Origin of the sequence: Microbacterium enclense, from assembly GCA_038182865.1 — a bacterium.
Lineage (GTDB): Bacteria > Actinomycetota > Actinomycetes > Actinomycetales > Microbacteriaceae > Microbacterium > Microbacterium enclense_B.
On record CP116226.1, the window covers coordinates 2,976,938 to 2,990,872 of the forward strand.

Genomic DNA, 13,935 nt, shown 5'->3' on the forward strand with positions numbered 1-13,935 from the left:
TTGGTCATGACGGGGTCCTTTCAGGCCTTCTGCTTCTTCGGTTTCCGGACGAACAGGGTCTCGGTCTGCTCCAGCTCCATGCCCTTGGTCTCGGGGATCTTCCAGAGCACGAAGACGAACGACAGCGCGGCGAAGAACGCGTAACCGCCGTACGTGACGGCGAGCGACCAGTCGGCCAGCTGCGGGAAGCTCCACGAGACGAGGAAGTTGGCGAGCCACTGCGCGCCGGCGGCGACACCCAGCGCCTTGCCGCGGATGCGGCTCGGGAAGATCTCGCCCAGGAGGACCCACACGAGCGGACCCCACGAGGCGCCGAAGCCGACGACGAAGAGGTTGGCGGCGACGAGCGCGACCGGTGCCCAGACACCGGGTAGCGAGACGTCGGTGCCCGAGCCGGTCGCGAAGGAGAAGGCCAGGGCCATCGCGCCCAGGGAGAGGGTCATCAGCGCCGATCCGACGAGCAGCAGGGGCTTGCGACCGACCCGGTCGACCAGCCAGATGGCGATGAGGGTCACGAGGACGTTGGTGACCGAGGTGATCACGCCGATCAGCAGGGAGTCGCTCTCGTCGAAGCCCACCGCGCGCCAGAGGCTGGTGGAGTAGTAGAAGATCACGTTGATGCCGACGAACTGCTGGAACACCGACAGGATGATGCCGATCCAGACGATGGGCTGCAGGCCGAGGGCCTTCCCGGCCAGCGACGCACCCTTGTTCTTGCGGTCTGTCTCGATCGCGGTGGTCAGGTCGTTGATGGTCTTGTCGAGGTCGGCCGGGGGCACGAGGCGGGCGAAGATGGCCCGGGCCTCGTCGGAGCGGCCTCGCGCCAGCAGGAAACGAGGCGACTCGGGCATCGTGAAGGCGAGGAGTCCGTAGACCGCGGCGGGGATGACGCCGACGAGGAACATCCATCGCCAGGCCTCGAGGCCCCACCAGAGCTGGTTGTCGGCGGTGCCACCGGCGGCTCCCACGAGCAGGGCGTTGCTGAGCAGGGCCGCGAAGATGCCGAGGGTGATCGCGAGCTGCTGGAGCGACGCGAGACTGCCGCGGATCTGCCGGGGTGCGACCTCGGCGATGTACGCCGGAGCGACGACCGAGGCGATGCCGATGCCGAGCCCCCCGATGACGCGCCAGATGGTGAGGTCGAGCACGCTGAACGTCAGCGCGGAGCCGACGGACGAGGCGAGGAACAGGACGGCGCCGACCATCATGACCTTGAGGCGGCCGAAGCGGTCGGAGAGGGCGCCGGCGGCTATCGCGCCGATCGCGCACCCGATGAGGGCGATCGCGACCACGAACCCGGTGAGGGTCGGGACTTTGGTGTACTCGGTCTCGATGGACTGCACGGCCCCGTTGATGACCGAGGAGTCGAAGCCGAACAGGAATCCGCCGACCGCCGCCGCGACCGAGAGCACGATCGCTCGTCGGCCGAAGGGACTGCGCAGGGTGAAGGCGTTGGCGGGGATCGACTGCGTCTGACTCACCCGGCTACGGTACTCCTCTCGCCCTGCCCCTGGCGGGAGGCTGACTACAGTGGAACAATGCCCGTTTCGCTCCTCGGTGCCGCCGAGATCCGCCGGCTCGCCGCCGACCTCGATGTCACCCCCACCAAGAAGCTCGGGCAGAACTTCGTCGTCGACGCCAACACGGTGCGCAAGATCGTCCAGGTCGCCGGGGTCTCGGCATCCGACCGGGTCGTCGAGATCGGTCCCGGGCTCGGCTCGCTCACCCTCGCGATCCTCGAGACCGGGGCCTCGGTCGTCGCGGTCGAGATCGACCACCGCCTCGCCGAGCGGCTGCCCGCCACCGCAGCCGCGCACGACGTGCCCGCCGATCGGCTGACGGTCATCGACGCCGACGCCCTCCGCGTCGACGCGCTCCCGGGCGAGCCGACCGTCCTCGTGGCCAACCTGCCGTACAACGTCTCGGTACCGGTGCTGCTGCACTTCCTCGAGACGTTCCCGTACCTGCGCAGTGGCGTCGTCATGGTGCAGGCCGAGGTGGGGGAGCGCCTCGCCGCCCCGCCGGGATCGAAGGTCTACGGCGCCCCGAGCGTCAAAGCGGCCTGGTACGGCACATGGCGCCTCGCGGGCACGGTGTCGCGCCAGGTGTTCTGGCCTGTGCCCAACGTCGACAGCGCGCTCGTCGCTTTCGAGAGGGATGCCGACCCCCGCGGCACCGAGGAGCACCGGCGCCGCACCTTCCGGATCGTGGATGCCGCATTCCAGCAACGTCGCAAGATGCTGCGGCAGGCGCTCTCGAGCGTCCTGGGCGGAACGGCCGCCGAGGCGTCGGCCCAGCTCGAGGCCGCCGGCGTCGACCCGACGCTTCGCGGCGAGCAGCTCACGGTCGACGACTACGCCCGCATCGCCGCTCTCTGACGCCGCGCCGCGCCGCTCTCTGACGCGCCCCGCGCCACGCTCTGACGCGCGGGGGCGGTTGCCCACCGCTGGGGTGGTGCGTCTCGGCGAATTCTCGACGTGTTCATCGCGCGTTCCGAAACATGTCTGTAACATTCGATGGCAACCGGGAGCATCACGCCGGTCACGAGGTCGTACCCGACGACCCGAGAGGAACGAGATGCGTTACGCCGAGTACCCCGCAGCCGAACGGGTGCTTCTGCACCTGAGCGACACCCACCTTCGCGCCGGTGGTGCACCGCTGTACGACAACGTCGACTCCGAGGGCTATCTCGCCCGGGCCGTCGCCGCGATCGAGGCATCCGGGGTCCGTCCCGACGCGCTCGTGTTCACCGGTGACCTGGCCGACTTCGGTGAGGCAGACGCCTACGACCGCGTGCGTGCCCTCGTCGAGCCGCTCGCCGAGCGTCTCGACACGCGGATCGTGTGGGTCATGGGAAACCACGACGACCGTGCGACGTTCCGCTCCCACCTGCTTCCCGACGACACCGCCGACCCCACGGCCCCGGTCGACCGTGTCGACGAGTTCGACGGCCTGCGGATCGTCACGCTCGACACCTCGGTCCCCGGCTTCCACCACGGTGAGGTGTCCGCCGCACAGCTGGAGTGGTTGGCCGACGTGCTCGCGACCCCCGCGCCACTGGGCACGATCCTCGCGTTGCACCACCCGCCGGTGCCGAGCGTGCTCGACCTCGCCGCGTCGGTCGAACTGCGCGACCAGCGCAGCCTCGCGGCGGTGCTCCGCGGCACCGACGTGCGCGCGATCCTCGCCGGACACCTGCATTACTCGACGTTCGCGACCTTCGCCGGCATCCCGGTGTCGGTCGCCTCGGCCACGTGCTACACGCAGGACCTCATGGTCCCGGTGGGCGGCACGCGCCCGCAGGACGGTGCGCAGGGCTTCAACCTCGTGCACGTCTACGACGAGACGATCGTGCATTCGGTGGTTCCCCTCGGTGCCGCCGACGAGCTGCAGTACGTCGATGCCGCCGAATCGCAGGAGCGCCTGCGCGCGGCCGGCGTCGTCGTGCCCGCGAACCGTGGGCTCAGTGGGCGGGTGTCGCCGCCGACGACGCCGCTGCCGGTTCTGCGCTGACCGCGGGCTTCTCCCACGGCGCCGCCACGGGGAAGTACCGCTCGAGGCACGCGCGCAGCGCGGGAACGCGCACCTCCTCGGGGATCTCGGGCACGCTGCCGTCGTTCAGGCAGAACATGTCGGTGTCGCGGCGCGAGACCAGACGTTCCATCGTGCGCAGAGAGTCGAGCTGCGTCGTCTGCACGTAGCGGGTACGCGGCTCGGTCGTGACCACCGCACGCCCCGTGGCGAGTGCGTAGTAGTGGTACAGGCTGTTCGTGACCGAGATGTCGGTCGCGGAGCGGAAGCGGCTCGCGGCCGTGCGGGCGTAGTCGTCGGCGAACTCCTGCTCGAGCTCGAACGCGACCGAGCGGCGCAGCGGCGTCGCGCAGTGCTCGAGGTCGAGCGTGATGACCCGGCCGAACCGCTCCTTCAGCAGGGCCCGGTTCACGCGGAGGCCGTTGTCGTGGCCCGAACGGTCGACGTGTGCCGCCCCGGTGCCGATCCGGATGCCGCTCTCCACGAAGCGGCTCACGCCCCCGCCGCTGAAGAACAGCTCCGGCGTCACCGGCCGGCCGAAGAACATGTCGTCGTTGCTGTAGAGGAAGTGCTCGGCGAGGCCCGGAATGCGATGCAGCTGCGCCTCGACCGCGTGCGAGTTGTGCGTGGGCAGCACCGAGGGGTCGGCGAAGAACTCCTCGCTGCGCACGATCGTCACCTTCGGATGGTCGGCGAGCCATTCGGGGGTGGGGGAGTCGGTGGCGATGAAGATGCGGCGCACCCATGGCGCGTACATGTGGACGCTCCGCAGGGCGTACCGCAGTTCGTCGACCTGGCGGTAGCGGGCCGCGTTGTCATCGCCGTCGCCCACGACGTACCCCTGCATCCGCGCGGCGCGCTGACGCTGGAACTCGCTAGAGGATCCGTCGACCCACGAGAAGACCATGTCGATGTCGCCGACGAACTCTTTGGGGTGCGGGTCGAACATGCCCGCGACCGTCTGCCAGCGGCGGCCGTAGCGCTCCACCTCGACGAGGTCGAGGTCGGCTCGGGCGAAGCGGCGACGGGTCAGAGCGCTGGGGCGCGGCGCTTCGATGGTCTTCTCGCCGAAGCGCCAGAACTCCAGCCGCGGGGCCAGCGCCGATCCGTACCGGTACGAGCCCTCGGTCGAGGTGCGCGGACGGAACACGGCGTAGGCCTCGACCGAGCCGGGGGAGGGGGCCACGCTGTGGGCGGGGACGGGGTCTTCTCCGCGCGCCTTGAGGTAGACCGGTCCGAGCTCGGGGTCGCGGAGGGCCGCCAGCGCGGTAGCAGCGTCGAGGGTGTCGACGACGAGTTTGGGTCGACGGTTCGCGTCGCGCACGAGCATGACCGACACCCCGGCGCTCTCGATGGCCTCGGCCACGCTCAGCAGGTCGGCGCGCTCGGCATCCGAGGGCGTGGCGGAATCGTCGACGACGTGCAGGATGCCGTCGAGCATCCGGATATCGGAGCGCGAAAGAAGAGCCCGCCAGGGATCGGTGTCGATCGGAAGGGGAACGATCGAGCGCATATGCGGCCTCCTCAGGGGTCGAGTGGGAATCCGTCCACCGTAGATACTCGGCGTTACGGGAGCGTTTCGGCATCGGTGCCGACGCAGGGGGGTGGGCGCGCTACTGTCGAAGAGTGACTGATCCCGCTCGATTCGGCCCGGACGTACCTGACCTTCACCGGCCCTACAGCGCGCGGGATGCGCGACATTCCAGTGTCGCATACCGGCAGGTGGGTCGGAGCGGTCTCTACCTCCCGCCGATCTCGCTGGGGCTGTGGTGGAACTTCGGCGACAACGTGCCCTTCGACCGCCAGCGGGAAGTGCTGCGACACGCGTTCGACCGCGGCATCACGCACTTCGACCTCGCGAACAACTACGGCCCGCCCTACGGCTCCGCCGAGACGAACTTCGGTCGCATGATGCGCGAGGACTTCGGTCGGTACCGCGACGAGCTCATCATCTCGTCCAAGGCCGGCTACGACATGTGGCCCGGGCCTTACGGCAACTGGGGGTCGCGGAAGTATCTGCTCGCGAGCGCCGAACAGTCGCTCACCCGCATGAGCGTCGACTACGTCGACATCTTCTACTCGCACCGCGTCGACCCTGTCACGCCCATCGAAGAGACCGTCGGGGCGCTCGACACCCTGGTGCGCCAGGGCAAAGCGCTCTATGTCGGCATCTCGTCGTACAGCGCGGAGCGCACGGCCGAAGCCGCCGCCGTCGCCCGCTCCCTCGGCACGCCGCTGGTCATCCATCAGCCGTCGTACTCGATCCTGAACCGCTGGGTCGAGGACGGCCTCACGGCCACGCTCCGGCAGGAGGGCATGGGCGCGATCGCCTTCACCCCGCTCGCGCAGGGTCTCCTCACCGACAAGTACCTCGGTGACGGCGAAGCCGAGCGGTCCCAGAAGCGTTCTTCCCTGCCCGACCGGATGCTGACGGACGCCGCCCTCTCGGCGCTGCGCAGCCTCGATGTCATCGCGAAGGAACGCGGACAGACGCTGGCCCAGATGGCGCTGCAATGGGTCCTTCGCGACGAGACCGTGGCATCCGCTCTCATCGGTGCCTCGCGCACGCAGCAGCTCGACGAGAACCTCGCGGCGCTGGACGGCCCCGCCTTCGACGCCGACGAGCTCGAGCGCATCGACGCGTTGTCCGAGGCTGCCGACGTCGACCTGTGGCGGACGTCGTCGACATCATGAGCTCCGCTGCTTCGGTCCGCGTCCGTGCCCCGGGCAAGATCAACGTCTTCCTCGAGGTCGGCGACGTCAAGGACGACGGGTACCACGACGTGGCCACGGCCTATCAGGCCGTCTCCCTCTACGAGGAGATGACGGCGACGCCCGCCGACGACGTCACCATCGAGGTCGCGGCTCGCGGTCCCGTCGACATCGACGGCGTACCCACCGACGACAGCAATCTCGCCGTTCGCGCGGCGCGTCTGCTGGCCGAGACCGCGGGCATCGATCGCGGCGTGCACCTCTCGGTCGTCAAGGCCGTGCCCGTCGCGGGCGGCATGGGTGGGGGCTCTGCCGACGCAGCGGCGGCACTCGTCGCGTGCGACGCGCTGTGGGGACTCGGGATGCCGACGTCCGATCTCGCGCGGCTGGCCGCTCAGCTGGGTGCGGACGTGCCCTTCGCCCTGCTCGGCGGAACCGCGGTCGGCACCGGCCGCGGAGACGAGCTGAGCCCCGCCCTCGCGCGGGGACGTTTCGACTGGGTCCTGGTGCCCAACGAGGTCGGGATGTCGACGCCCGTCGTGTACGGCGAGCTCGACGCCCATCGCGAGCGCCACGCCGTCGACATCGGCCCCGCGCCACGCGTGCCGGCGGTGGCGACCGAGGTGCTCCACGCACTGCGTCAGGGCGACGCCGAGATGCTCGCCGCGTCGCTGCGCAACGATCTGCAGGCGCCCGCTCTGCACCTGCGCCCCGACCTCGCCCGCGTGCTCGAGCGCGGCGAGAGCTCGGGGGCGCTCGCGGGCCTCGTCTCGGGGTCGGGACCCACGCTGGCCTTCCTCGCCGCCGACGAAGAGTCCGCGATCGACCTCCAGGTCACCCTGAGCGCGGCGGGCCTCGTCGCCTTGCACGTGCACGGCCCCGTCGGTGGCGCCCGGGTGCTCTGAACGCCCCGCACCATAGACCAGCCCGACACACAGGGCAATGTTCGATTCGCGCAACACGAGCCCCGTTAGCCTCGGTCGAGGTGGTTGCTCCACCGCTGGGTGCCGTGCCCGCGGGACGCCACGAAGGGGGTTTCCCATGAAGGCAGTGCTCGACGGCGTCGTGATCGCCGAAGCCGACCGTGACGACCTGGCCTCGATCGAGGGCAACTGGTACTTCCCGCCGCAGGCCGTCCGCGAGGGTGCCCTGCAGCAGAGCCCCACGCCGTACACGTGCCCGTGGAAGGGGGCGGCGCAGTACTGGAACATCGCTCTCGAGGGCGCGGAGCTGACGGACGGTGCGTGGTCGTACCCCGACCTCCGCCCGGGGGCGGTCGAGCGTGTCGGGAAAGACTTCGCCGGCTACGTGGCCTTCGACCGCAAGGTCGTGGTCTCCGACTGAGGTCGGGAACACCATGATCGAATTCTCGACCGTCTCGAAGGTCTTCCCCGACGGCACCCGTGCCGTGGACGAGTTCAGCCTCGTCATCCCGTCCCGTCAGACGACCGTGTTCGTCGGGTCGTCGGGCTGTGGCAAGACGACCCTGCTGCGGATGATCAACCGGATGGTCGAGCCCTCATCCGGCACGATCTCGATCGACGGCGACGACATCGGCGGCAAGCCCGCGGTGCAGTTGCGCCGCAGCATCGGCTACGTCATGCAGAACTCCGGTCTGCTCCCGCACTTCACGGTGGCCGACAACATCGCCACGGTCCCCGTGCTCCAGGGACAGAACCGCAAGACCGCGCGGAAGCGGGCGCTCGAGCTCATGGAGACCGTGGGCCTCGACACCGCCATGGCCGACCGCTACCCGAGCCAGCTCTCCGGCGGGCAGCAGCAGCGTGTGGGTGTGGCACGAGGGCTCGCGGCCGATCCGAACATCCTCCTGATGGACGAGCCCTTCGGCGCCGTCGACCCGATCGTGCGCGACGAACTCCAGCAAGAGCTCATCCGCCTCCAGGACGAGATCGGCAAGACGATCGTCTTCGTCACGCACGACATCGATGAGGCGTTCCTCCTGGGCGACCAGGTCGTGATCCTCGAAAAGGGCGCGCACATCGCGCAGGTCGGCTCGCCGAGCGAGATCGTCGAGAACCCGGCATCCGACTTCGTGGCGAGCTTCATCGGCGCCGTGAAGGGCAAGCGCGCTCTGCACCTGAAGCAGACTCCGACCGGCACGGTCGTGGTCGACGCCGAGGGTCGCACGCAGGGTGCTCTCGTGGAGGATTCCCGGTCGTGAACTGGGTAGGCAACAACCTCGAATTGATCGGGGAACTGACGCTGTTGCACCTGCGTCAGAGCCTCATCGCCCTCGTGGTCGGGTTCGTCGTGAGCATCCCGCTCGGGTGGGTCGCGTGGCGCTATCGGCTGGTGCGCAGCAGCGTCATCACCGTGACCGGGCTGCTCTATACGATCCCGTCGCTCGCGCTCCTGATCCTGCTTCCCGTCGTCACGGGCTGGTACACGATCGTGAGCGAGACGAACCTCATCGTCGCCCTGGCGATCTACGCGGTCGCGATCCTCGTGCGAGCGGTCGCGGACGGGCTTGATTCGGTGGATGCCGGGGTTCGACAGGCATCCACCGCGATCGGATACGGCTCGTTCCGGCGTTTCTGGGCGGTGGAGTTCCCGCTCGCGGGCCCCGTGGTCCTCGCCGGGCTTCGCGTCACCTCGGCCAGCACGATCGCCCTCGCCACGGTCGGCATCCTGGTCGGCATCCAGAACCTCGGATACCTGTTCACGAACGGCCTGCAGCGGCGCATCATCCCCGAGGTGTTCGCCGGCGTCATCGCGGTCGTCGTGCTCGCGCTCGTGATCGATCTGCTCCTCGTCGTCGCCGGACGCCTGCTCATGCCGTGGACGCGCGGCACGCGGACGGTCTCGCGCATCTCCAACCGGACGTTGGTGAAGGCATGAACCTCATCGGCGAGGCGATCACCTGGATCTTCTCCGGCGACCAGAGTCCCTACGACTCGATTCCCGTGGCCGTCGGTGTGCAGCTGTTGTACACCGTCGTCGCCATCCTGATCGCTGGGGCGATCGCCATTCCTGCCGGCTGGTTCATCGGGCACTCCGGCAAGGCTCGGGAGACCGCGGTCGCGATCTCGGGGGCTGCGCGCGCGATCCCGTCGTTCGGTCTGCTCATCCTGCTGACCCTTCTTCTGGGAGTCCTGCACAAGCCGGAGGCGGCGGTCATCTCCTTCGTCATCCTCGCGATCCCCTCCCTCCTCGCCGGTGCCTACACCGGTCTGGAGGCGATCGACCGCCGCGTCATCGACGCCGGGCGGTCGATGGGCATGACCGAGATGCAGATCTTCTGGCGCATCGAGGTCCCGCTCGGACTGCCGTTGCTCGTCGGCGGCATCCGCGCGGCGACCCTGCAGGTGCTCGCGACCGTGACGATCGCCGCCTACATCGGCCTCGGCGGCCTCGGGCAGTACATCATCGCCGCGATCCCGCTCCGCCGGTTCGACATGCTGATCGGCGGCGCGATCCTCGTCGCCGTTCTCGCGCTCGTCATCGACGGGCTCTTCGCCCTCCTCCAGCACCTGGTCGTGCCCCGCGGCATCCGTGTCGCCGGCGCCGCCCAGCCCCAACGGCGCTCGGCACGCCAGCGTCGCGCCGATGCCCTCGTCGTCGGAGCGCCCACCGCGCCACCGGCGACTTCCTGACCCATCCGAATCCCGCATCACCAGAAAAGAGAGCACCCATGTTCACAGCACGAACCCGGAAGGGCCTCGGCCTCTTCGCCGGCCTCGCGGTCGCCTCGCTCGCCCTCGCCGGTTGCGGCGGCGGATCGAGCGATCCGCTCAGCAACGGCGGCGGCGACGCCTCCGCTTCCTCCGACACGATCGTCGTCGGCTCGCAGGCGTACTACTCGAACGAGATCATCGCCGAGATCTACGCCCAGGCGCTCGAGAACGCCGGCAAGACCGTCACGCGTCAGTTCCAGATCGGCCAGCGCGATGCGTACATCCCGCTGCTCGAGGACGGCACCGTCTCGGTGTTCCCGGAGTACACCGGCAACCTGCTCCAGTTCTTCGAGAAGTACACCACCGCGCGCACCTCGGACGACGTCTACAAGGCGCTCCCGGCCGCGCTTCCCGAGGGCCTCGAGGTGCTCGACCAGTCCTCGGCGACCGACCAGGACTCGTACACCGTCACCAAGGCGTTCGCCGACGCGAACGGTCTGACCTCGATCGCCGACCTGGCCAAGGTGACGTCGGGTCTGACCCTCGGTGGCAACGCCGAGCTCGCCGAGCGTCCCTACGGCCCCACCGGGCTGCAGTCGACCTACGGCGTGAACGTGCAGTTCTCGGCCACCGGTGAGACCACCGTGGACGACCTCGTCGCCGGCACCATCCAGGTCGCGAACGTCTACACCGCCGACCCGCGCATCCAGACCGACAACCTCGTCACCCTGACCGACCCCAAGGGTCTGTTCCTGGCGTCGAACGTCGTGCCGGTCGTCAACTCGAGCATCGCCTCCGAGGTGTCCGACGTGCTGAACGAGGTCAGCGCGAAGCTCACCCCCGAGGGTCTCGTCGAGCTCAACGTGAAGTCGACGGTCGACCAGGAGTCCTCCGCCGACATCGCGAAGGAATGGCTCTCGGCCAACGGCCTCTGAGTCTCTTCCTCCCCGACGGGGTCGTCCGGTTCGCCGGGCGGCCCCGTCGTCGTCTCCGGATGCCGTGACCCGAACCGCGCAGCCGGAGCCCGGGCACCGCGTAGCCTGGGATGGATATGGCACATCTGCTCGGGGGCGAAGCCCTGCACCTGGAATACCCGACCAAGGTCGTCTTCGACTCCGTCTCCCTCGGTGTCAACGAGGGTGATCGGATCGGCATCGTCGGCCGCAACGGCGACGGCAAGTCGAGCCTGCTCGGCATGCTCGCCGGCATCCGCGAGCCCGACGGCGGGCGTGTCACGGTGCGCGGCGGGGTGACGGTCGGCGTGCTCGACCAGCAGGACACCCTCGATGACGACGACACGATCGGTCACGCGGTCGTCGGCGATCGCGCCGAGCACGAGTGGGCGGGTGACGCCCGTACGCGCGACGTCATCGCGGGGCTCCTCGGCGACCTGCCCTGGGACGCACGCCTCGGCGACCTGTCCGGCGGCCAGCGCCGCCGCGTCGCTCTCGCGAAGCTGCTCTCCGGCGACTGGGACGTGCTGTTCCTCGACGAGCCCACCAACCATCTCGACGTCGAGGCCATCACGTGGCTCGCCGGACACCTCAAGAAGCGCTGGGCGCCGAGCGCGGGCGGTCTGCTCGTGGTGACGCACGACCGGTGGTTCCTCGATGAGATCTGCACCGCGACCTGGGAGGTGCACGACCGGATCGTCGAGCCGTTCGAGGGCGGATACGCCGCGTACATCCTGCAGCGTGTCGAACGTGACCGGCAGGCGGCATCCATCGAACAGCGTCGGCAGAACCTCGCGCGCAAGGAGCTCGCGTGGCTGCGCCGCGGGGCGCCGGCGCGCACGTCGAAACCGAAGTTCCGCATCGACGCGGCCAACGAGCTCATCGCCGACGTCCCCGAGATCCGCGACGAGGTGGCGCTCCAGTCGCTCGCGGTCGCGCGCCTCGGCAAGGACGTCGTCGACCTGCTCGACGCGGGGGTGGCCTACGGCGACAAGACGGTCCTGAAGGACGTCGAGTGGCGCATTGCGCCGGGCGAGCGCACCGGCATCCTGGGCGTGAACGGCGCCGGCAAGTCGACGCTGCTGAACCTCGTGACCGGCTCGCTCGAGCCCACCAGTGGGCGGGTGAAGCGCGGCAAGACCGTCAAGGTCGCCACGCTGACCCAGCGGTTGGACGAACTCGACCAGCACCTGAACGACCCGGTGCGCGTGGTCATCTCGAACCTCCGCACCACCTACGCGTTCGGGACGGGGTCGAAGGCGCAGGAGCTGACCCCCGGGCAGCTGCTGGAGCGTCTCGGATTCTCGAGCGCCCAGCTCTCCACCCCGGTCAAGGACCTCTCCGGTGGGCAGAAGCGGCGCCTGCAGCTGCTGCTCGTCATCCTCGACCAGCCGAACGTGCTGATTCTCGATGAGCCGACCAACGACCTCGACACCGACATGCTCGCCGCGATGGAAGACCTGCTCGACTCGTGGTCGGGCACCCTCATCGTCGTCTCGCACGACCGGTACTTCCTCGAGCGCGTCACCGACCAGCAGTACGCGATCCTCGACACGAAGCTCCGCCACCTCCCCGGAGGAGTCGACGAGTACCTGCGACTGCGGGCGCTCCAGGATGCCACGCCCGCCCGCCCCGCGGCATCCGGTTCCAGCTCCGCGGCTCCCGGCCTCCAGGGGGCTGAGCTGCGCGCCGCGCAGAAAGAGGCGTCGGCGACCGAGCGGCGCATCGAGAAGCTCGAGCAGCAGATCGACAAAGCGAAGGCCGCTCTCGCCGACCACGACCAGGCGGACTACGAGGGACTGGGCAAGGAGATGCAGCGGATCTCCGCCCTCGAGAGCGAGCGCGACGAGCTCGAGACGACGTGGTTCGAGCTCACCGAGGCGATCGGCTGAGCCCGCGGCACCGCCGCGCTCGTCGTCCGGTCTCAGTGCACCGCGTACTCGAGGATGACGATGAACAGGCCGAGGCACGCTGTCGCGAATCCCCCGAGCACGCGTACGAGCAGATTCGCCTTGCGCCTCGCGTACGCGAAGTAGCCGAGGATTCCGAGGACCAGGAAGGTCGACCACCCGCTCAGTTCCGCCGCATCGTCGACCGACATGCCGGTCGCGTCGGCGATCACCAGTGTGAGCACCGACGGCACCGAGGCGTACAGCATGCCGGCACCGTGACGGATCCCTTCGCGGGTGGCGTGCCGCAGCCCGTGCTCCGCGTGCTCGGTGAGGGTGTGCGCGAAGACATGCGCGATGAAGAACACGATGAGTGAGAGCGACGCGCTCAGCAGCACGTCTGACACCGACTCCGCGTGGTCGTCGGCGATCGTCACGAACGCCGCGAACACGATGAGGCCGTAGATCGCGGCGGGGGAACGGAAGCGCACGTCGAACCACGCGCGGACACGCTGCCACCCCGACGGGGATTCCACCGTCGCGCTCACGCGTCGAATCCCATGCTGAGCTTGCGCAGCAACGTCGCGAGCCGGTCGCGGTCGCTGCGGGACAAACCGTCCAACAGCAGCGCTTCAGCATCGACGAGGCGCGTGATGGCGGCATCCACGCGTACTCGGCCGTCGTCGGTCAGGGTCACGAGGATGCTCCGTCCGTCGCCGGGGTCGGATTCACGTCGCACGAACCGGCGGGCGACGAGCCGGTCGATGCGGTTGGTCATCGTGCCGCTGGAGACCAGGGTCTGCTGCAGCAGTTGCTTGGGACTCAGCTGGTACGGCTCGCCCGCGCGGCGCAGCGCCGAGAGCACGTCCCATTCCCACGACTCGATGTCGCTGCGACGGAACGCCTCCTTCCGGGCGATGTCGAGGTGGCGCGACAGGCGCGCGACCCGGGAGAGCACCTCGAGCGGCGAGAAGTCGAGATCGGGACGCTGACGCATCCAGGCGTCGACGATGCGGTCCACCTCGTCGCTGTCGCCGTTCGTGCTCACGGTCTCATTATGGCGAGGGCTGAGTATCCGGCCGACACGCCGGGCCGACACACGCGACGGGGTCTGGCAGACTTGTCCGGTGCCCGCGGGCACGATCCGCCGTGGTGTAACGGCAGCACGACAGCCTTTGGAGCTGTTAGGTCTAGGTTCGAATCCTGGCGGCGGAG

General features: G+C 69.2%; 14 protein-coding genes and 1 tRNA gene. 11 read left to right on the forward strand and 4 right to left on the reverse strand.

Translation table 11 applies throughout. The annotated features are described in order from the left end of the window. Positions 1-20: 20 nt before the first annotated feature. Positions 21-1,481 carry a sugar porter family MFS transporter gene (locus PIR02_13970; protein WZH35869.1) on the reverse strand — a complete coding sequence of 487 codons (1,461 nt, stop codon included), beginning with the start codon at positions 1,479-1,481 and terminating at the stop codon, positions 21-23. A 57-nt stretch (positions 1,482-1,538) separates the two neighbouring features. On the opposite strand from PIR02_13970, the gene rsmA reads away from it, so the two are divergent. Further along, entirely contained in the window at positions 1,539-2,378 is an 840-nt protein-coding gene (rsmA, locus tag PIR02_13975; GenBank protein ID WZH35870.1) for a 16S rRNA (adenine(1518)-N(6)/adenine(1519)-N(6))-dimethyltransferase RsmA, read from the forward strand. Positions 2,379-2,577: 199 nt separating this feature from the next. Further along, complete coding sequence (locus PIR02_13980; protein WZH35871.1) at positions 2,578-3,513, forward strand: phosphodiesterase; 936 nt, start codon at positions 2,578-2,580, stop codon at positions 3,511-3,513. On the opposite strand, the gene PIR02_13985 is transcribed toward PIR02_13980, so the two are convergent. Further along, a complete protein-coding gene (locus PIR02_13985; protein ID WZH35872.1) occupies positions 3,464-5,044 on the reverse strand; it encodes a stealth family protein in 1,581 nt (526 codons plus the stop codon). The genes PIR02_13980 and PIR02_13985 overlap by 50 nt on opposite strands. Before the next feature lie 113 nt (positions 5,045-5,157). Here PIR02_13985 and mgrA point away from each other — a divergent pair, with 113 nt between their 5' ends. The 8 genes from mgrA to PIR02_14025 all read left to right on the forward strand — a co-directional run bounded on the left by mgrA (position 5,158) and on the right by PIR02_14025 (position 12,723). Further along, complete coding sequence (gene mgrA / locus PIR02_13990; protein WZH35873.1) at positions 5,158-6,225, forward strand: L-glyceraldehyde 3-phosphate reductase; 1,068 nt, start codon at positions 5,158-5,160, stop codon at positions 6,223-6,225. Beyond that, complete coding sequence (locus PIR02_13995) at positions 6,222-7,148, forward strand: 4-(cytidine 5'-diphospho)-2-C-methyl-D-erythritol kinase (protein WZH35874.1); 927 nt, start codon at positions 6,222-6,224, stop codon at positions 7,146-7,148. Before mgrA ends, PIR02_13995 begins: the two co-directional genes overlap by 4 nt. A 136-nt stretch (positions 7,149-7,284) precedes the next feature. Beyond that, positions 7,285-7,587, forward strand: a complete 303-nt coding sequence (locus tag PIR02_14000) for a DUF427 domain-containing protein (GenBank protein ID WZH35875.1) — start codon at positions 7,285-7,287, stop codon at positions 7,585-7,587. A 13-nt stretch (positions 7,588-7,600) separates the two neighbouring features. Further along, complete coding sequence (locus tag PIR02_14005) at positions 7,601-8,425, forward strand: ATP-binding cassette domain-containing protein (protein WZH35876.1); 825 nt, start codon at positions 7,601-7,603, stop codon at positions 8,423-8,425. Next, a complete protein-coding gene (locus PIR02_14010) occupies positions 8,422-9,102 on the forward strand; it encodes an ABC transporter permease (GenBank protein WZH35877.1) in 681 nt (226 codons plus the stop codon). The genes PIR02_14005 and PIR02_14010 overlap by 4 nt, the downstream gene beginning before the upstream one ends. After that, on the forward strand, positions 9,099-9,857 hold the full coding sequence (locus PIR02_14015; GenBank protein WZH35878.1) for an ABC transporter permease subunit: 759 nt from the start codon (positions 9,099-9,101) through the stop codon (positions 9,855-9,857). Before PIR02_14010 ends, PIR02_14015 begins: the two co-directional genes overlap by 4 nt. A 38-nt stretch (positions 9,858-9,895) precedes the next feature. Then, the gene (locus PIR02_14020) at positions 9,896-10,813 is read left to right on the forward strand and encodes an ABC transporter substrate-binding protein (GenBank protein ID WZH35879.1); all 918 of its coding nucleotides are present in this window, start codon (positions 9,896-9,898) and stop codon (positions 10,811-10,813) included. 116 nt (positions 10,814-10,929) lie between these two features. Then, on the forward strand, positions 10,930-12,723 hold the full coding sequence (locus tag PIR02_14025; GenBank protein ID WZH35880.1) for an ABC-F family ATP-binding cassette domain-containing protein: 1,794 nt from the start codon (positions 10,930-10,932) through the stop codon (positions 12,721-12,723). A gap of 32 nt (positions 12,724-12,755) precedes the next feature. Here PIR02_14025 and PIR02_14030 read toward each other — a convergent pair whose 3' ends face one another. Both PIR02_14030 and PIR02_14035 read right to left on the reverse strand, forming a co-directional pair. After that, on the reverse strand, positions 12,756-13,268 hold the full coding sequence (locus PIR02_14030) for a hypothetical protein (protein WZH35881.1): 513 nt from the start codon (positions 13,266-13,268) through the stop codon (positions 12,756-12,758). After that, positions 13,265-13,717 (reverse strand): MarR family transcriptional regulator, encoded by a 453-nt coding sequence (locus PIR02_14035; protein ID WZH39012.1) that lies wholly within the window; start codon positions 13,715-13,717, stop codon positions 13,265-13,267. The genes PIR02_14030 and PIR02_14035 overlap by 4 nt, the downstream gene beginning before the upstream one ends. Before the next feature lie 146 nt (positions 13,718-13,863). Between PIR02_14035 and PIR02_14040 the strand changes: the two genes are divergently transcribed. Further along, a tRNA-Gln gene (locus tag PIR02_14040) sits at positions 13,864-13,935 on the forward strand.